Below are 18,051 nucleotides of genomic sequence, written 5' to 3'. Positions count from 1 at the left end.
TGCCAGCAAGATAGCGTCCAGAACGTCAAAATGCGCTCCCACAAAAGCCAACGGGAGGCCCACGCCTATGCCCCACCGCATGGCTTGCAAGTCTTCGCGCTCACGCCTGGTAGCTTGCCGATGGCGCGCCACCAGGTACAGGCTCCACCAGGAAAGGGGGATAATGGCCAGCCCGGCCAGGGGGCCCAGGCGTTGCAGGAAGCTCGGTAGGGGGTGGCTCAGGCTGCGCACCCCACCGTCCTCGGTGCGGTAGCCCACCGCCACCTGCCGGTTGGTCATCAGGAAGACCCCGTTGTACAGGGCGGCCCCGCCCTGCAAGATTTCTTCGTTGTGGCTTATATTGGTCGGCACATCCAACTCCTTCTGCATAAGGAGGATTGTAGGTGCTCCATGGACGCCCTGAGGTTCAAATGAGAATCAGCCCGGGCTCCACTCGCCCCCAGGGCCTCCAGCGGGGTTCAATGCACGCAGAAGTGCATGTGCAGCGCATGGGCCGGATGCCGGTGGCCTTCAGTGCAATTGCTGCTGACGGAGCTGTCCTGCAGGATGCAGGATGCCCAGGGGGAGCCATTCCTCCTCGATGTGCCATTGTCGGATGGGGTTGCAGCACCGCCTAGACCGGGGTCGAGGCCATGCTCAACAAGAACACCTCCAGTCAGGAGTGCTGACGCTTCATCGCACTCCCCGCTGACCCAGCTGCCCACAAAAAAAGTTGTTTGTAGAGCGCTCTTCACATATCTAGAGCCATTCGACTATGAGAAAGCTTTGTCCTGAAAGAACAGGGGCCGGCTGGATGGGCGGCCACGTCTGTGACGGGCGCGACAGGCCCAGTCACAGCCGTTCTCAAGACTCCGTGGGGCTCGAGGGCGTGGTCTTGTCCACCGACTCGAGCTTGTGGTTTTTCTGGTAGTGCCCGGCCAGCTCGTCAATATAGGTGTCTTCACAGGGCTTCACACCCGAAAGATAGGACGCCCGGCCCAGGGCGTGGGCCGCCACCGGCGCGGTCAGGATGATGAAGGCCAGGGCCGACAGCGCCCGGGCCGCCACCGAGAGCTCCTGATAGAACACCGCCACCGCCACCAGAATCAGGCCCACCCCCAACGTACCCGCCTTGGAGGTGGCGTGCATCCGGTTGTAGAGGTCGGGCATCCGCACCACCCCGATGGCCGCAACCAGGAGAAAGAAGATTCCCAGGGCAACCAGCGCATAGACCAGCAACTCTATCATGCTCAGTCTCCTTTGTGGCCCCGGTACTCGATGTAGCGGGCCAGGCCCAGCGTGGCCAGAAAGGCGAATAAAGCCAGCGCGATGGCCACGTCTAAAAAGGCGGTCTGGCCGCTCAGTAGCGCGTACAGCGCGGCCATGGCCACCGCCACCGAGGTAATCAGGTCGAGGCCCACCACCCGGTCGGGCAGGGTGGGGCCTTTGACCAGGCGGTACACCGCGAAGGGCAGGGTCAGGGTCAAAGCCAGCAAGGCTCCCTCCAGAAAGCTCATCGGGTCACCTCCAGTACGGCTTTTTCCAGGCTGTCGTGGGTGGACTGGATGACGGCCTGGGGGTCGTCCACAAACATCCCGTGCACGTAGAGCACCTTGCGGTCGGTGGAGACGTCTAAGCTCAGGGTGCCGGGGGTGAGGGTGATCAGGTTGGCCAGCAGGGTGATTTCCAGGTCGCTTTTGACGGTCAGGGGGTAGGCGATGAAGCCCGGCTTGATGGACAGGCGGGGCGAGAGCACGGCCTGGGCCACCCGCAGGCTCGAGAGCACAATCTCCCAGAGCATCAGGGCCCCAAAGCGGGGCAGCTTCCAGGCCAGGGTGAAGTAGCGCCTCGAGGGGGCATCGAAGAGGGGGCGGGCCAGGAGCAGAATCAAAAAGCAGAGGGCGAAGCCCACCAGAAAGTTGGAGAGGGTAAAGCTCTCCGTCACCAGCATCCAGAACACCGTCAGCACCACGTTGTAGACGAAGGCCCTCATCGGCTCACCCCCAGTACGGCTTCAATATAGCGGCTGGGCTCGAGCAGCTCCTGCGCCGCCCTTTGCGAGAGGGCTAAAAGCGGCTCGGCCCACAGCCCCAGGCCCAGGGCGAGCAGGGCCAACAGCGCCACCGGCACCCCCAGCCCCGGCGGGGTTGGGGTGCCAGCCAGGGGCCTGGGCGGGTTTTTCCAGAAGGCCTCGGCAAACACCAGGCCCATCGAGAGCAGGGTCAAGAGGCCCACCAGCAGGGCCACCGCCACAATGGCGTACTGCCCGGCCTGCAGGCCCGCCGCCACCAGCGTGAACTTGGCCCAGAAGCCCGAGAAAGGCGGCAGCCCGGCCAGCGAGAAAGCCGGCAGCAAGAAGAGCACCGCCAGCCAGGGGTGGCTCTGGTACAGCCCGCCCATCCGCACCAGCACGGTGGTGCCCTGCAGGCGCTCTAAAAGCCCCGCCAGCAGGAACAAAGCGGCAATCACAATCATGTGGTTGAGGGCATAAAACACCGAGCCGGTCAGGCCCAGTGGGGTCAGGATGCCCAGGCCCATCAGCATATAGCCGATGTGGCTCACCAGCTGGAAGGAAAGCAGCCGCCTTAGCTCCCCCTGGGCCAGGGCCAGCAGCACCCCCAGAAGCAGGGTAAGGCCCGCTACCCAGAGGATGACCGTATGGGTGAAGGCGGTGTCCTGGGTGAAGAGCAGGGTGAAGACCCGCAGCAGCGCATACACCCCCACCTTGGTCAGAAGCCCGGCAAACAGGGCCGAGATGATGACGGGCGGGGCGGGGTAGGAGGCCGGCAGCCAGAAGAAGAAGGGAAACACTGCCGCCTTGAGGCCGAAAGCCCCCAGGAAGAGCATGGCCAGCCCGTCGCGCAGGCCCGGCGCGAGCGAGCCTACCCGGGTGGCCAGGTCGGCCATGTTCAAAGCCCCGGTAGCCCCGTACAGAAGGCCCACCGCCACCAGAAACAGAATCGAGGAGAGGAGCGAGACCGCGAAGTATTTAACCCCCCCCGCGAGCTGGGCCTTGCTACCTCCCAGAATCATCAGCACGAAGGAGGAAAGCAGCAGCACCTCGAACCAGACGTAGAGGTTGAAGAGGTCGCCGGTGAGGAAGGCCCCGTTGACCCCAAAGAGCAAAAGGTGGCTCAGGGCGTAGTAGCCCTGTTGTTCGCGGGGGGTGTCGCCCTCGGCTAAGGCATAGAGGGCCACCACGACCGCCACCACCCCACTGACCAGCACCATCAGCGCCGAGAGGTGGTCGGCTGCGAAGGTGATGCCGAAGGGCGCGGGCCAGTTGCCCACCTGTACCGCCTGGATGCCCCGCTGGTTGACCTGGCTGAGCAGGGCCAGGGCGGCAGCCAGCAGGCCCAGCGCCCCCACCAGGCCCAGCACCCGCTGAGCGGAGCGGCTCCCCAGCACCAGGCACAGAATGCCGGTGGTGAGGGGAATCAGCAGAGGGAGGACAATCAGCCAGCTCATGCCCGCTCCTCCCGTACCTCGTCCACCGGCGAGGGGGCGGGGGCGGCCTCGAGCCTTTCTGGCATGGCCTCGGCGTTTAGCGTCTTCAAGACCTGCTCGGCCCGGAAGAAAAGCACGATGCCAAAAGCCGCTAAGGCGAAGCCAATCACGATGGCGGTCAGAATCAGGGCCTGGGGCAGGGGGTTGGCATAGGGTGCCAGCACCGTGCCGTCCGGCTGCACCAGCGGCGGGAACGCGCTGCCCAGCCGACCGGAGGTGAAAATTAGCAGGTTGGCCGCGTTGCCCAGCACCAGAAAGCCAATCAAAAACTGAATCAGGTGGGGCCTTAGCATCAGGTAAACCCCCACCGCGCTCAGGCCGCCCACTAACAAGGCCATCCAGGTTTCCATCAGGGGGCCTCCTCGGGGGTGCGGTCGGCGGTCTCCTCGAGGCCAAAAATGGCCGACAGAAGCGCCCCAAACACGGTCAGATAGACCCCGATATCGAAGATGACCGGGGTGCCCACCTTTACCCCCAACAGGCTGAACCAGACGCCGGTCATGAGGGGTTTATTCAGGAAGAAGGCCACCAGCGCGCTCAGCAGGGCCACCAGCAGGCCCCAGCCCACCAGCCGCAAGGGGGGCAGGGGCAGCAGCTTGCGGGCCGCCGTAAGCCCGTGGGCCAGGGCAAAGAGCGCATAGGCCCCCACCGCCACCAGCGCCCCGATGAAGCCCCCGCCCGGCTCGTTGTGGCCGCGCAGCAGCAAGAAGACCGAAAGCAAGAGCAACAGGGTAAAGAGGAACCTCGAGGTGGTTTTCAAAATGAGGGTGTTCACGGTTTCTCCTCCCGGCGCAGGCGCTTCAAGAGGGCATAGACCCCCAGGCCGGCCAGCCCCACCACGGTAATCTCGCCGAAGGTGTCGAGCCCCCGGAAGTCCACCAGAATCACGTTCACGATGTTGCGCCCGAATCCCTCGGGCAGACTCTTCTCGGCGAAAAACTGGGTCAGGTGCAGCTCTATGGGCTCTGAGAGCATCCCCAGCATCAGCACGGTCACCAGGCCGCCAAACAAGAGCGCCACCAGCTTGTCCAGCCAGCGGCCCCGGGGCACCTCGCCGATGTTGCGGATTTGCAGCAGCACCAGGGCAATCAGGATGGCGGTCAGGGTCTCGACCAAAAACTGGGTAATCGAGAGGTCGGGGGCGTTTTGCAGCAGGAACAACAGCGCCACCCCGGCCCCCACAATGCCCGCCACCACCACCATCGCCAGGTGCGAGCGCAGCCGCAGCACCAGCAGCCCTCCCAAAAGCATCAGGGCCACCAGCACCAGCTGGGCCGGGCTCAGAGCGGAGGTTTCGCCGGGCCACCTAAAGGGGCCGCCCCGCCACAGGGCCAGCCCCACCAGCCCGGAGAGGCCTGCAAAAACCCAGACCAAATAGGCCCGCAGCGAGCCGCTTTGCAGCGTTTGCTCGAGGCGCGCTGCCAGCCGCAAAAGCCCCCGCAGCAAAGCCACATAGGCGTTCTCGGGGCCGGGGAGGGGGTCTTGGGCCATCCAGGCCTGGAGGCGTGGGTAGACGAAGTAAAGCCCCACCCCCACCGCCACCGTCAGCAGGCTCAGAAGCAGGGCCGGATTGAAGCCCGGCCAGAGCTTCAGGTGGTAGCTGGTGGGCGCTCCCTTCACCGCGCTGGCCACGGCGTCGGCCAGGGGGTTGTAAAGCCCAGGGAAAAGCCCCACCAAAAGGCCCAGCCCCGCCAGCACCACGGGCCCCAGCCAGAGGCTCGGGGGCCCCTCGTGCACCCCGGTGGGGGGCTGGCCGCGGAAAAAGGGCACCGTGAGGATCAGGGCCAGGGTCGCCCCCACCGCAAAGCCCAGCACCGCCAGCCCAATTATCCAGGCTGGCGCGGCCTGCAAGGCGGCCAGGTAGAGCACCTCCTTGCCGATGAAGCCCAGCACCGGCGGCAGCCCGGCCAGCGACAGGGCCGAGAGCCCCACCGCCACCCCTGTGATGGGCATCACCCGAAAGAGGCCCGAGAGCTGGTTGATGTCGCGGGTGCCCGCCTCGTGGTCCACCGCCCCCGCCGCCATGAAGAGCCCCCCCTTATAGAGCGAGTGGGCCAGCAGGAAGGTGGCAAACCCTACCGCCCCGTAGTAGCTGGTGAGGGGCACCAGCCCAATCGCAAACACCAGCGCCCCCAGCGCGGCCACCGTGGAATAGGCCAGAAGCCGCTTGAGGTCGGTGTGGCGGAAGGTGAGGGTGGCCCCGGTGAGCAGGGTGGCCAGCCCGAAGGCCATCAGGGTGCTGCTCCAGACCTCGGTGCCGCCTAAAGCGGGCTGGAGTCGGGCCAGCAGATACACCCCGGCCTTGACCATGGTGGCCGAGTGCAGGTAGGCCGAGACCGGGGTGGGCGCCTCCATGGCGTTGGGCAGCCAGAAGTGGAAGGGGAACTGGGCCGATTTGGTGAAGGCACCCACGAGTACCAGCACCAGCGCACCCAGGTACCACGGATGCGCCCGCAGCACCTCGCCCTTGGCGAGCAGCTCGGAAATCTCCCACGAGCCCCCCATCCCGGCCAGCAAAACGAGCCCGGCCAGCAGGGCCAGCCCACCCCCCGCCGTGACAAACAGGGCCTGGGTGGCGGCGCGGCGGGAGCGGAACTCGGTGTGGTTGAAGCCGATCAGCAGGTAGGAGGTCAGGCTGGTCAGCTCCCACATCACAAACAGGGTCACGATGTTGTCGGCCAGCACCAGGCCCAGCATGGAGGCCATGAAGAGCAGGATGGTCATGTAGAACCGGCCCAGATCGGGGTGGCCCTTCAGGTAGCCGCCGGTATAAATGACGATGAAGGTGCCGATGCCCGTGATGAGCAGGGCGAACAGGAGCGAAAGCCCGTCTAAGTAAAAGGAAAAGTTGACCGAGAGGGTGGGCACCCAGGCCGCGCTGTGCCGCACCGTTTCGCCTGCAACCACGGTAGGCAGCAGGCTGGCGAAGTACACCGTAAGGCCCAGCGGTAAAAGGGCCAGGCCCCAGCCCGCCAGCTGGCCCAGCCAGCGGTACACCAACGGCGCCAGCAGCGCACCCAAAAAAGCCGATGTTACAGCGAGAATCATCCTCGAGCTCCAGAACGAAACCGACGCCGCATAGTTTACCCTGACATAACAAAGAGCGGAGACCGTTGACCGTCTCCACCCTTGCAGCTACCGGAGGCTGCGCTCCTGCTGCCTGAGCAGCAAACTTTACATCATTGTATTACACGCACAAATCGGGCGGCAAATCTTTCCCTTCCCGACAATTGATGTAAAAACCCCAGGCTACACCACCGGCTCCCGTCCCAGCCTTTTGTGCACCGCCCGGCCCAGGCGCTTGATGCCTTCCTCAATCTGCTCGTGGGTAGCGCTCGAGTACGAAAGTCGCAGGGTGTTCTGGCCGCTGCCATCGGCGTAGAAGGGCTGGCCCGGCACGAAGGCCATCTTCTCTTCCACTGCCTGCTTGAGCAGCTCGAGGCTGTCGAGGCCCTGAGGGGCGGTGAGCCAGAAGAACATCCCCCCTTGCGGCACAATCCAGCCAATGTCTTCGGGCATGTACTTTTGCAGGGCCTCCAGCATCCAGGTGCGCCGGGTCTGGTAGGTCTGGCGAATCTGTTCAATCTGGGCGCGGTACCAGTCGCCCTCGCGCACCAGCTCGTAGACCAGCATCTGGTTGAGGGTGGGGGAGTGCAGGTCGGCCCCTTGTTTGGCGTACACAATCTTCTGGATGACCGGCCTGGGCCCCACCACCCAGGCCACTCTGAGCCCTGGGGCCAGGGTTTTGGAGGTGGTGGAGAGGTAGACCACGTTGCCCCCACCCAAGGCCTGGTCGAGGGCGTAGAGGGTGGGGAGGGGTTCGCCGCTGAAGTAGAGTTCGGCGTAGGCATCGTCTTCCAGGATGGGGGTCTGGTAGTGGCGGGCCAGCTCCACGATGGCCTTGCGGCGCTCCAGGCCCATCAGGCGGCCCGAGGGGTTCTGGAAGGTGGGCAGCACATACATGAAGCGGAAACGGTGGGTCTTGAGGGCGGCCTCGAGCTCGTCGAGCCGGAGCCCCTCCTCGTCCATGCTTACCGAGATGTACTGAGGCTCATAGGGGTTGAAGGCGCTCAGCGCCCCCAGGTAAGTGGGGGCCTCAACCAGGATTTTAGAACCGGGGTCAATGAAGACCTTGCCCATCAGGTCGAGCCCCTGCTGCGAGCCCGAGACAATCTGCACGTTTTCAGCGCTGGTGCCGGGCATCCGGCTTGCAATCCACTCCCGCAAAGGCAGGTAGCCTTCGGTGGTGCTGTACTGTAAAGCCTTGTCGGCGTGTTCGCTCAGCACCTTCTGGGTGGCCTCGGCGATGCGCTCGATGGGGAACAGGTCGGCGGCGGGCAGCCCCCCTGCAAAGCTGATGAAACCGGGCTGGGTGGTGAGCTTCAGGATTTCCCGGATGGTCGAGGCCTGGATGCGCTGGGTTCGGGCGGCAAAGCGGCTTTGATAATAGCTTTCGAGGTTGTTCACCCCACCAGTCTACCCTGCAAATATGACGCTTTGTATAGTTTCTGCCGCAAATGCGTTGAATGAAAGCGGGTGTAAGGTTGCATCGCTCGAGCCAGTGAAGCTGCTTCAGGTCGAGCTTCAGGGGCGGGAAAACTGCTTTGCGGTGTGCTTTGAAAGCCTTTGAGCCCTCGGCTTTTGGCCTTATCGCGCTCTTCACGGACGTGGCCGCCCATCCAGGCGGCCACTGTTGTGTTCAGAACCAGGCTTTCTCGAACTCGAATGGCTCATAATATGGGCAGAGCGCTCTGGGTCACGCTTTCAGCGATGAAACTCCGGCTCAAAGAGGCGGGCGTACTCGTCGAGGGCAAAGCGGTCGGTCATGCCGGCGAGGTAGTCGCAGGCCGCACGGTGGATGCCCTCGGTCTCGGCGGCTTTTTGCACCTGGGGGGGCAGGATATGGGGGTCGCGGGTGTAGGCTTCGAAGAGCTTCTCCAGCACAAAACGCGACTTGCCTACCTGCCGGACCACGTAGTAGTGGCGATATAGGTTGTCGTACAAAAAGTTCCGCAGTTGGTTAAGTTGCTGGCTCAGGGCCTCCGAATAGACGGCCAGGGGCGCGGGGTGGCGGCGGACAGCCTCGAGGCTTTCAATCTGGTGCTGCTGCAAGAGGGCATGGGTGGCGTGGATGGTGTCGGTGATGATGAGGCCCAGCAGCTCCCGCACAAAAACCCGGCGGCCCATCTCGTCGAAGCGGTCGGGGTGGAGTCCGAGTTCGCCCATCAGGTCGCGTAAAAGCTCCACCTCCCAGAGCTGGCCGGGCTGCAAAAGCCCCGCGCGCAGGCCGTCGTCGAGGTCGTGGGCGTTGTAGGCAATCTCGTCGGCCAGGTTCACAATCTGGGCCTCGAGGCTGGGGCGCAGGTGGGGCTCGTAGCCTTCGGCGTTGGGCAGGTCGTAGCGGGTCTCGTGCTTGATGATGCCCTCGCGGGTCTCCCAGCACAGGTTGAGGCCCCTGAAGCCCGGATAGCGCTGCTCGAGGTAGGTCACAATGCGCATGGACTGCTGGTTGTGGTCGAAGCCCCCGTGCCCCTGCATCAGCCCATCCAGCACCGCTTCGCCGGAGTGGCCAAAAGGCGGGTGACCGAGGTCGTGGGCAAAGGCGATGGTCTCGGCGAGTTCCGGGTTCAACCCCAGGGCCCGGGCGATGGAGCGGGCCACCTGGGCGACCTCCAGGGTGTGGGTCAGGCGGGTGCGGTAGTAGTCGCCCTCGAAGTTCACAAACACCTGGGTCTTGTACTGGAGCCGCCGGAAAGCGGTGGTGTGGTTGACCCGGTCGCGGTCTTTCTGGAAGGGGGTGCGGTAGTGCGACTCGGGCTCGGGGTGTTCGCGGCCCCGGCTTTCGCCCGACTTGACCGCGTAGGGGGCCAGGGTCTGGGCCTCGAGGGCCTCGAGGCGGGCGCGTTCAAATAACATGTGCTAAGTCTACGCTTGGCCCACAGGGTCAGACAAACACGGGTGCGGCCTCAGCGCGGTGTTCGCGCCGCTCTACCCCCGGATGTACTATGCGGCTTGGCCGGAGGGGGGACGAACCGGGCTGCGTTTTATACTGCAACCAATGACGAGACTGAGCCTATGCATCCTGCCCCTGGGATTGGCCGTTTTTCTCGCGGCCTGCGCCCCCCAAGTGCTGCGTCCGAGCAGCTTCAACCTCACGGTGGACAACAGCCGCTGCCAGGGCACCTACCGAACCGTTTACATCTACCGCAACAACGTGATTATGGGCCAGGTGCAGGGCGAGCCCCGCACCTTCCTCTCGGTTCCTGCCGGCAGCGCCGACTTCAAAGCGACCCCGGTGCTGGGCAATAGCCCCTCGCTTTTCAAGACCATTCGCCTGGAAAAAGACGAAGTCTGGCGGCTTTGCGAGTAGTTTGGTGGTGCGTTTTCATGTATTTTGCACGGGCTCGAGGTATCAAGAGGCTCGATGCAAAGGGTTCTATTGTGGACGACCATTTTGTGGGTGCTGGGGGCCTGTGCACCCAGCCAGACCGACAGCCCGCGGCGCTTTGACCTCATCGTGCAAAACCAGTGCACCGGCCCCAACCAGACCGTATTCCTCTACATCAACGGCGAGTTTACGGCCACCGTGCGAGGCTCGAGGCTCTTCCCCGGCCTGCGCGAAGGCCGCTACGAACTCCGCGCCGAGGGCACCCAGCCCGGCCAGCCGGGGCATCTGCGCTTCACCCGCTCGCTGACGCTGGATAAAGACACCGTCTGGACGCTGTGCCCCTGAGCCACCCCACAGAAATGCCTTTCCAATCGCTTGGCCGGTGTAAAGCATTTGGCTTCCTGCGGCACGCACTTGCCGTTATCCAGCAGAATGGGTCAGTCGCTGCCCTGTAATCCGGCCACGAGCTTGTCCAGGTCGGTCTGGGTGGTGTAGTGGGCAATGGAGGCCCGAATGGCCCCCTCGGGCCACAGGCCCAGGGCTTGCATGGGCATGGTGGCGTAGTAGTGCCCCGCGGCCACCCCCACCCCTACCTGGGCCAGGCGTTCGGCCACCCTGAGCGGGGGTTGGCCCCCCAGGTTGAAGCAAAATGTCCCAACCCGGCCCCTGGGGGTGGGCATACCGTAGAGTTTCAGGCCCGGAATCTGTTGCAGGCGCTGCAGGGCTTGCTCGACCAGGGGTTGCTCGAGCGCCTCAATGCGCCGGTAGGCGGCCTGCAAACCCTCGCGCCCGGGCTTGCCACCGCCCAACTCGTCCCGCAGGTAGGCCAGGGTGCCCAGCCAGCCGGCCAGCCCTTCGTGGTTGTTGGTGCCGGGCTCAAATTTGAGCAGGCTGTCCTCGGGGATGAACCAGAGCTTGTCGGTGGGCAACCGGGCAATCAGTTCCTCGCGCACATAGAGGAAGGCCAGGTGCGGCCCAAACACCTTATAGGCCGAGAAAAAGGCCATGTCCACCCCGGTGGCCTGCACGTCGGGCAGGTGGTGGGGGCTGTAGTGCACCATGTCGGTAATGCACCAGGCTCCCACCGAGTGGGCAATCTCGGCGGCGGCGGCCACGTCCGGGGTGGTGCCCAGCGAGTTGGCCGCCGAAGTGAGGGCCACCAGCCGCGTTCTGGGCGAGACCAGGGCCCGCAGGTCGGCGGGTTCCAGCCTGCCACCTTCGGCCCAGCGGGCTTTCCAGACCCTGACCTGTACCCCCTTTTCTTGCAGGTTGCGCCAGGGGGAGGCGTTGGCCTCGTGCTCGAGCTCCGAAATTACCACTTCGTCGCCCTCGCCAAAGAGCCTTGCAAAAGCCCTCGAGAGAATGAAGGTCAGGGCGGTGGCGCTTGGCCCAATGGCCACCTCGCCCGGCTTGCAGTTGAAAAAGGCGGCGGTCTCCTGGCGGGCCTGCTCGCGCACCCAGGTAGCGGCCTGGGAGCCTGGGTAGGGCATGCCCACATTGCAGCTCGAGGTCGAAAGAAACCCGGCGATGCCCTCGATGCACTGCCGGGGCACCTGCGCCCCCGCAGCGTTATCGAGGAAGCTGAAGCCGCTGGCCAGGGCGGGGAAGTGGGTTTGAACCGGCATGACTGATTCTAACGGGTGTTGCCTTGCAGCCCCAAAAAAGGCCAGTGGAACCCGCTTCGCCTCATCAAGTGGTTAATGCACATTGGCTCGAACACTTCGCAAGCTGTAGGTGCGCTATCAGAGCGTGCAGGGGTTGGGGGGCTCCCTGCCCACTCCCGGCCTCCAACCCCCCCGCTCAGCCTGTGCATGCTTTGGAGTTTTTTGAACGCCTGAAGTGAGTCCAAACGGCGGTTTGCAAGCAATACTCCTTCAAAGGCGTTGAAGAATAGCGTCAAACCCGCTTGAACAGCAGCGTGGCATTCATGCCCCCAAAGGCAAAAGAGTTGGAGAGGGCATACTCCACCGGTTTTTCCTTCGGGGTATTGGGTACATAATCCAGGTCGAGCTCGGGGTCGGGGTCCTCGAGGTTGATGGTCGGTGGCAGAACGCCGCTGACCAGGGCCTGAACGCTGGCAATGGCTTCGATGGCCCCTGCCGCACCCAGCAAGTGCCCAATCATGCTCTTGGTAGACGAGACCGAAAGCCTGTAGGCATGCTCACCAAAGACCTTCTTGATGGCCAGGGTCTCGGCCCTGTCGCCTACCGGTGTGGAGGTGCCGTGGGCGTTGATGTAGCCCACTTGTTCGGGGCTAATTTGGGCGTCCTTCAAAGCCGCTCGCATGGCCAGGGCTGCACCAGCGCCCTCGGGGTGCGGTTCGGTGATGTGGTGGGCATCGGCGCTGCGGCCAAAACCCACCAGCTCGGCATAGATTTTGGCGCCCCGGGCTTTGGCCCGCTCGTACTCTTCCAGCACCAAGACCGCCGCCCCTTCAGAGAGCACGAACCCATCGCGGCTTTTGCTGAAAGGGCGGCTGGCCTTCTCGGGTTCGTGGTTGCGGGTGGAGAGCGCCCGCATCACCCCAAAGCTGCCGATGGCCATCTCGGTCACTACGGCCTCGGTGCCGCCGGTGAGCATCACATCGGCCTCGCCGAGTTGAATGACCCGAAAGGCGTTGCCAATCGCATCTGAACCCGTGGCGCAGGCGGTGACGACCGTGGAGGAAGGCCCCATCAGGCCATACTTCATGGCCAGCTGGCCCGAGGCCATGTTGGCAATCATCATGGGGATGAAGAACGGGGAGAGCCGGGTGCCGCCCTTCTCGAAGAGCACCTTGCTCTGCTCCTGCCAGGTAATCATGCCCCCGATGCCGGTGCCAATCAGGGTGCCGATACGGGTACGGTCTTCTTTTTCGAGTTCTAACCCCGAATCCTGCAAGGCCAGATGCCCGGCAATCAGGGCCAGCTGGGTGAAGCGGTCGAGGCGACGCAGCTCCCGCTTGTCAATGTACTCTTCGGGGTTAATCTCGACCTCACCCGCAATCTGAACAGGGTAGCTCGAGGCATCGAACTGGGTGATTCGCCGGATGCCCGATTTCCCAGCAAGCTGGGCCTTGTGAAAGGCTTCGGCTCCTATGCCGTTGGGGGCTACAGGGCCCAGGCCCGTAACAACAACACGACGCATGTGGGCCATTATAGTGCACGGCAGGGCTTGGTCTGAGTCCAAGCGAAAAAAATAGCTGTCTGGATCGGGGGTGGGCCGGGGACTGAGGCTGGTCAACAAGGCCTTTCTTTGTCTCTCGTATACTAAGGAACGGTGATTTATGGCCGGTCATAGCAAATGGGCACAAATTAAGCGAAAAAAAGCTGCCAACGACCTCAAAAAAGGCAAAATCGTTAGCAAGTACCTGCGCCTCATTGCGGCGGCTGCGCGGGCCGGGGGCAGCGCCGACCCCGCCGCCAACGTAAACCTGCGCAACCTGATTGAAGCTGCCAGGGATGCCGACGTTCCCAACGACAACATCGAACGGCTGTTGAAACGCCTGTCGGGGGGCGACGACGAGGGCAGCCAGTATGAGGAAGTGGTCTACGAGGGGTATGCGCCGGGGGGGGTGGCGATTATCGTGAACGCCCTTTCGGATAACCGCAACCGCACGGCCTCAGAGGTGCGCCACATCTTCAACAAACACGGGGGCAGCCTGGGGGCTACGGGGTCGGTCTCCTGGCAGTTCGACCGCCGGGGTTACATCTGGATTGAGCCCAACACCGAAGCTGCCCAGGAAGCGGCCATCGAGGCCGGGGCGCTGGATTTGCAGGAAAGCGAAGAGGGTCTGGAGGTTTACACCGACCCCCACGAGGTGTACGCTGTGGCCAACGCCCTCAAGGCCAAAGGCTTCAAGCCGGAGGACACCGAAATCACCATGGTGCCCCAAAACACCATTAGCCTGAGCCAGGAAGAAGCGGAGAAAGTGCTGCGGATGGTGGAGGCCCTGGAAGAACTGGACGACGTACAGAACGTGTACACCAACCTGAACCTCGAGAACGTGTCCATTGGCGCTTAGCGGTGGGCACGAACGCCTGTTTCAGCCGTCCTGACCATGCGGGGTGTACCGGTGCGAAGCTTATTGGGCCTGAAGGTATCTGCAATAGGCAGCACGCTCACAGCTTCTGCCGAACCGGCAGGCTACGCTGGTAGCGTTGGAGGGCAGGCTGGCTGACCCAGCCAGGGCTGAGGGATGAGACGTCTGGTCGAACGGTTTAAGGAAGATGTGCAGGCGGTGCTCGAGCGAGACCCGGCGGCCCGGGGTGCGCTGGAGGCCATTCTCTTTAGCCCCGGCATGCACGCTTTGTGGATGCACCGGCTCAACCACCGGCTCTGGAAGGCCAATTTCAAATTTCTAGCCCGCGTTCTGGCCCACCTAACCCGCATGCTCACGGGGGTCGAGATTCACCCCGGCGCCCGGATTGGCCGCCGGGTGGTGATTGACCATGGGATGGGGATCGTGATCGGCGAGACCGCCGAGGTGGGCGACGATGTGATGATGTACCACGGCGTGACCTTGGGGGGCACCGGCTTCAGCCGTGACAAGCGTCACCCCACCATTGGCAACCGGGTTTTGCTGGGCGCACATGCGGTGGTCTTGGGGCCTATCACGGTGGGGGATGGGGCCAAGGTGGGGGCCGGGGCGGTGGTGACCAAACCGGTACCTCCGGGCGCTACCGCTGTTGGCAACCCGGCGCAAATCATTGTTCGAGAAGCCAAGCTCGAGCCTGTCGAAGCCTAGTTTGAGCTCGGGGGATGCGGGCTGCGAGAACTGGACTGACCTGCGTCGTAAACGGTTTGTAAATCCCCGCAACCCTGAACCCTGGGCCCTTATCCCGGCCCCCTACAGAATCAACATCGCGTCTCCCAGGCTATAAAACCGGTAGCGCTCCGCGACAGCGGTCTGGTAGGCCCGTCGCATGAGTTCGTGCCCCATAAAGGCCGAGACCAGCATCAGCAGGGTGGACTTGGGCAGGTGGAAGTTGGTGATGAGGGCATCCACCACCCGGTACTGAAAGCCCGGACGGATGAAAAGCTGGGTCTCGCCTGCGCCGGCGCCAACTTGCGTACCGTTCCAGGCGGTCTCGAGGGTTCGTACCACCGTCGTCCCTACGGCCACAATACGTCGCCCCTCGGCTTTGGCATTGTTGATGGCCTGGGCGGTTTGCAGGGAAACCTCGAAGGGTTCCAGGTGCATGTGGTGCCTTTCGGGGTCGCCCTGCACCGGCTTGAAGGTGCCGGGCCCCACGTGCAGCGTGATGTAGCAGACTTCCACCCCCAGGCTTCGAATCCTCTCCAGGAGTTCCGGCGTGAAGTGCAGCCCGGCGGTCGGCGCGGCCACCGAGCCGGGGGTTTTGGCATAAACGGTCTGGTAGCGGGCGGGGTCTACTGCGGCGTGAATGTAAGGGGGAAGGGGGGTCTTGCCGATGTTTTCCAGGTGTTCCCACACACTCCCCCCAAAGCGCAGCAGCCGGGTGCCATCTTCTTCCACGGCTTCCACCCTGGCCTGCAGGCCATCGGCAAAGGTCAGCACCGACCCCACTTTGGCTCGCCGCGCGGGCTTGAGCATGGCCTCCCACAAGGGGTTGGGCCCTGTTTTCAGCTCCCGCACCAGCAAGACCTCGAGCAATGTTCCGTGGGGGTTGGTGGCAAAGGTTCGGGCCGGAATCACCTTGCTCTCGTTCAGAACCAGAACATCACCTGCCCGCAGGTAGTCGGGCAGGTCGCGGAAAACCCGGTGCTCTATCTGGCCGCTGCCACGGTGAACCACCATCAAACGCGAGGCGTCGCGGGGCTCTGCGCCGCTCTGGGCGATGAGTTCGGGGGGTAGGTGGTAGTCGAAGTCCTCGAGGGTCATGGGATTTGCAGTGCGGCTTCGTAAACGTCTTGCTCGCCGTTTTCATTGACCCAGGTTACGCGGATTGTCCTGGGCGGAGCGAAGTCAAATGCGTCAAAATACTTAATGGATGCTGTGCTATTTGCATTAAGCAGGCTCGGCAAATTTTGATTCCCTATGTGCGGATGTTGATTGTAAGGCTTATCGTCTAAATGCACTTGGAGGTTTCTTGCGGCAGATGAACCAGTGTTTCTGAGCAAAATTGTGTACCCATTGGGAGGCTCCCTAACCACCTCGACGACCACTCGAGCTTTCAGGGCTTCAGCACGTTGCTGTTGATACTTGGTTTCCTCCAGGTTAACCAATCGCGCTTGAAGCGAAGCGAGTTTCTCCTGAATTCGATTCCCACTATTTTGAGCGTCAAAACCCTTTCGCCAGCTCCACAGGGAAAAGAGGAGAGCAAGAACCGAAATTAGAAGAGCTGCCAGCTCAATGTTCATACAAAAAACTACTCGGCTTTCGGAATCAACGTTCGCTCCCGCTCCTTGCTGGGCACAAAGGCGTTCTCGATTTCGGGCAGGTGAATAAAGCGGTCTACCGCATCAATCAGCTTTTGCGAGGTGGTCTCCTTGAAGGCAATCACCTCGACCCGGATGCCCCGCTCCATCAGCACTTCCACAATGTCCACAAAGTCGCCGTCGCCGCTGCCCAGCACCACCACATCCAGGGTGTGCATGAGGCGCACCATGTCGGCGGCGATGCCCATATCCCAGTTGCCTTCGTAGATGGGCCGGCCCTCGTCGGTGGTTTCCTTGAGGGTCAGGTTCATGCGGCGCACCCGAAAGCCGATGGTGGAAAGCTTGTAGATGAAGGGCCAGGCCGAGGTGTCGTTTTCGCGTTCGACTACGTAGGCCGTAGCCCGCACCAGTTGGCGGTTGCCGATGGCAAAACGCATCAGGCTCTCGAAGTTGACGTTCTGCCCATAGTAGTCGCGGGCGGAGTGGTAGAGGTTTTGGGTGTCCACAAACAGGCCCACACGCTGATTCGGGCTCCAGCCAGGTACACGGCCAAAAGGGTCGTTCATCAAAGCTCCTTTTGAAAAGAGAATCTGCAAAAGCTGGGCCAAGCCCACTGCAATTGTACCAGACCGCCATGCCAGGGGAGGTGGCCAGGCCGCCTTGCATCAAACCCAGCCAGCGGCCCAAATAAACCCGCTCAAAACGGGCATTCCGGGCCCAGCAAGGCCCCGGCTGGCATGGTTGACCTGCCGCGTGTGGCATTCGTGTTCTTCGTCGGCGAATACCTCGCTGGGATGGGCGGAGTTTCGCTCTGGATTATCGCGCTCTTCACAGACGTGGCCGACCACGAAAACGAGAAGGGACAAGTGTCTGCGTTGGGTCTGGGCCGAGACGCATGTGTTCGAGTTTCCCGGCGGCCACTGTTCTGTTCAGAACCAGGCTTTCTCGAACTCGAATGGCTTGAAGAGCGCTCTAAGATGACCCTTGCTGCGCGGGTGAAGCTTTTGGCCTCGAGACGGCCAACCGACGACGCCAGCCCTTTCCCCCGGTGAAATCGCATCGCCCCGGCTCTTTACTTTTGGTGAGGCCCCCTGCGCTTTTGCGGTAGCCGGGGGTATGGGGCCTGGCTTAGCGAAGAGCGGCCATTTCGCGGCGGGCCCGCTCCTGGTCAAAGCGGTCGGCGGCGGTTTTGGGGGCAATGGCCAGAGCGGCCTCGTACTGCTTGCGGGCATCGTCTTTTTTGCCCTGGGCGGCCAGTACCCCGGCCAGCTCGACCTTGTGGATGATGGTCTGGGGCTCGAGCTGAATGGCCTCGTTGAATAGCGGCATAATCAGGTTGCCGTTGGCCCCATACAGCCAGCCCACATTTTTGGAGATGAGCGAGTGATGCCACAGGGCCAGCGCAACTTTGGCTCCGGCGTGCCGGGGGTTCAGCCGGAGGGTTTTGTCCAGGTTTTCCTTGATTCCGCTGGCCAGCCCCAGGCTTTCCAGTATGCCCCGATACTGGGAAAGGCGGCCCTGGGCGCGGGCCAGTTCGAAATAGGCGTCGGGGTTGTCGCCATCGGCTTGAATGGCCCGGCGGGCGGCGGCTTCGGCCCGGCCAAACCAGTCGGCTTTTTCGCTTTCCCTGGCCTGATACCCTGCAAAATAGCTGGCTGCTTTGGCCGCCAGAATGAAACCTTCCGCATTGCCCAGGCGCAAGCCTGCTTCGTAGGCTTCCTGGAACTTGCCCTCATCCACCAGCTTTTCCACCGCCGTTGCGCTTTGGGCCAGGCCCAGAGGCAGCAGCAGTACGAGCGATAGCACCAGACTCTTCATACCGTTCCTCCTGAGGTCAC

At 63.0% G+C, this 18,051-nt stretch carries 20 protein-coding genes; 4 read left to right on the top strand and 16 right to left on the bottom strand.

Features of this window, described 5'->3' with window-relative positions; translation table 11 throughout:
• The 10 genes from NZN28_RS01575 to NZN28_RS01530 all read right to left on the bottom strand — a co-directional run.
• On the bottom strand, window positions 1-369 hold a 369-nt coding region (locus NZN28_RS01575; RefSeq protein WP_295394995.1), incomplete at its 3' end, for a hypothetical protein.
• A 474-nt stretch (window positions 370-843) separates the two neighbouring features.
• The gene (mnhG, locus tag NZN28_RS01570) at window positions 844-1,227 is read right to left on the bottom strand and encodes a monovalent cation/H(+) antiporter subunit G (protein ID WP_295394993.1); all 384 of its coding nucleotides are present in this window, start codon (window positions 1,225-1,227) and stop codon (window positions 844-846) included.
• A gap of 2 nt (window positions 1,228-1,229) precedes the next feature.
• Window positions 1,230-1,496, bottom strand: coding sequence for a cation:proton antiporter (locus NZN28_RS01565; protein ID WP_295394992.1), 267 nt, complete (start codon window positions 1,494-1,496; stop codon window positions 1,230-1,232).
• On the bottom strand, window positions 1,493-1,972 hold the full coding sequence (locus NZN28_RS01560) for a Na+/H+ antiporter subunit E (RefSeq protein WP_295394990.1): 480 nt from the start codon (window positions 1,970-1,972) through the stop codon (window positions 1,493-1,495). The genes NZN28_RS01565 and NZN28_RS01560 overlap by 4 nt, the downstream gene beginning before the upstream one ends.
• The gene (locus tag NZN28_RS01555) at window positions 1,969-3,447 is read right to left on the bottom strand and encodes a Na+/H+ antiporter subunit D (RefSeq protein ID WP_295394988.1); all 1,479 of its coding nucleotides are present in this window, start codon (window positions 3,445-3,447) and stop codon (window positions 1,969-1,971) included. Before NZN28_RS01555 ends, NZN28_RS01560 begins: the two co-directional genes overlap by 4 nt.
• Entirely contained in the window at window positions 3,444-3,836 is a 393-nt protein-coding gene (locus NZN28_RS01550) for an NADH-quinone oxidoreductase subunit K (protein ID WP_295394986.1), read from the bottom strand. The genes NZN28_RS01555 and NZN28_RS01550 overlap by 4 nt, the downstream gene beginning before the upstream one ends.
• Entirely contained in the window at window positions 3,836-4,261 is a 426-nt protein-coding gene (locus tag NZN28_RS01545; protein WP_295394985.1) for a Na+/H+ antiporter subunit B, read from the bottom strand. The genes NZN28_RS01550 and NZN28_RS01545 overlap by 1 nt, the downstream gene beginning before the upstream one ends.
• A complete protein-coding gene (gene mbhE, locus NZN28_RS01540) occupies window positions 4,258-6,534 on the bottom strand; it encodes a hydrogen gas-evolving membrane-bound hydrogenase subunit E (RefSeq protein WP_295394983.1) in 2,277 nt (758 codons plus the stop codon). Before mbhE ends, NZN28_RS01545 begins: the two co-directional genes overlap by 4 nt.
• Before the next feature lie 201 nt (window positions 6,535-6,735).
• The gene (locus NZN28_RS01535; protein WP_295394982.1) at window positions 6,736-7,953 is read right to left on the bottom strand and encodes a PLP-dependent aminotransferase family protein; all 1,218 of its coding nucleotides are present in this window, start codon (window positions 7,951-7,953) and stop codon (window positions 6,736-6,738) included.
• Window positions 7,954-8,250: 297 nt separating this feature from the next.
• The gene (locus NZN28_RS01530) at window positions 8,251-9,402 is read right to left on the bottom strand and encodes a deoxyguanosinetriphosphate triphosphohydrolase (RefSeq protein ID WP_295394980.1); all 1,152 of its coding nucleotides are present in this window, start codon (window positions 9,400-9,402) and stop codon (window positions 8,251-8,253) included.
• Window positions 9,403-9,544: 142 nt separating this feature from the next.
• On the opposite strand from NZN28_RS01530, the gene NZN28_RS01525 reads away from it, so the two are divergent.
• Window positions 9,545-9,856, top strand: a complete 312-nt coding sequence (locus NZN28_RS01525; protein WP_295394978.1) for a hypothetical protein — start codon at window positions 9,545-9,547, stop codon at window positions 9,854-9,856.
• 54 nt (window positions 9,857-9,910) lie between these two features.
• On the top strand, window positions 9,911-10,219 hold the full coding sequence (locus NZN28_RS01520) for a hypothetical protein (RefSeq protein WP_295394977.1): 309 nt from the start codon (window positions 9,911-9,913) through the stop codon (window positions 10,217-10,219).
• A gap of 92 nt (window positions 10,220-10,311) precedes the next feature.
• On the opposite strand, the gene NZN28_RS01515 is transcribed toward NZN28_RS01520, so the two are convergent.
• Window positions 10,312-11,499, bottom strand: coding sequence for a cysteine desulfurase-like protein (locus NZN28_RS01515; protein ID WP_295394976.1), 1,188 nt, complete (start codon window positions 11,497-11,499; stop codon window positions 10,312-10,314).
• 271 nt (window positions 11,500-11,770) lie between these two features.
• Entirely contained in the window at window positions 11,771-13,000 is a 1,230-nt protein-coding gene (fabF, locus tag NZN28_RS01510; protein ID WP_295394974.1) for a beta-ketoacyl-ACP synthase II, read from the bottom strand.
• Between the two features lie 139 nt (window positions 13,001-13,139).
• On the opposite strand from fabF, the gene NZN28_RS01505 reads away from it, so the two are divergent.
• A complete protein-coding gene (locus NZN28_RS01505) occupies window positions 13,140-13,877 on the top strand; it encodes a YebC/PmpR family DNA-binding transcriptional regulator (protein WP_295394973.1) in 738 nt (245 codons plus the stop codon).
• A gap of 174 nt (window positions 13,878-14,051) precedes the next feature.
• A complete protein-coding gene (gene cysE, locus NZN28_RS01500; RefSeq protein ID WP_295394971.1) occupies window positions 14,052-14,600 on the top strand; it encodes a serine O-acetyltransferase in 549 nt (182 codons plus the stop codon).
• 102 nt (window positions 14,601-14,702) lie between these two features.
• Here cysE and queA read toward each other — a convergent pair whose 3' ends face one another.
• From queA to NZN28_RS01480, 4 genes are all read right to left on the bottom strand, one after another.
• On the bottom strand, window positions 14,703-15,716 hold the full coding sequence (queA, locus tag NZN28_RS01495) for a tRNA preQ1(34) S-adenosylmethionine ribosyltransferase-isomerase QueA (RefSeq protein ID WP_295394969.1): 1,014 nt from the start codon (window positions 15,714-15,716) through the stop codon (window positions 14,703-14,705).
• A complete protein-coding gene (locus NZN28_RS01490) occupies window positions 15,713-16,195 on the bottom strand; it encodes a hypothetical protein (RefSeq protein WP_295394968.1) in 483 nt (160 codons plus the stop codon). The genes queA and NZN28_RS01490 overlap by 4 nt, the downstream gene beginning before the upstream one ends.
• 8 nt (window positions 16,196-16,203) lie before the next feature.
• The gene (locus NZN28_RS01485; protein WP_295394966.1) at window positions 16,204-16,779 is read right to left on the bottom strand and encodes an NYN domain-containing protein; all 576 of its coding nucleotides are present in this window, start codon (window positions 16,777-16,779) and stop codon (window positions 16,204-16,206) included.
• Window positions 16,780-17,341: 562 nt separating this feature from the next.
• Window positions 17,342-18,031 (bottom strand): hypothetical protein, encoded by a 690-nt coding sequence (locus NZN28_RS01480; protein ID WP_295394964.1) that lies wholly within the window; start codon window positions 18,029-18,031, stop codon window positions 17,342-17,344.
• Window positions 18,032-18,051 lie beyond the last annotated feature (20 nt).

This window comes from Meiothermus sp., from assembly GCF_025056915.1.
In the GTDB taxonomy this organism is placed as follows: Bacteria; Deinococcota; Deinococci; order Deinococcales; family Thermaceae; genus Meiothermus.
The sequence above is the reverse complement of the archived record's forward strand: the minus strand, read 5'-3'. Positions and strand labels throughout refer to the sequence as shown.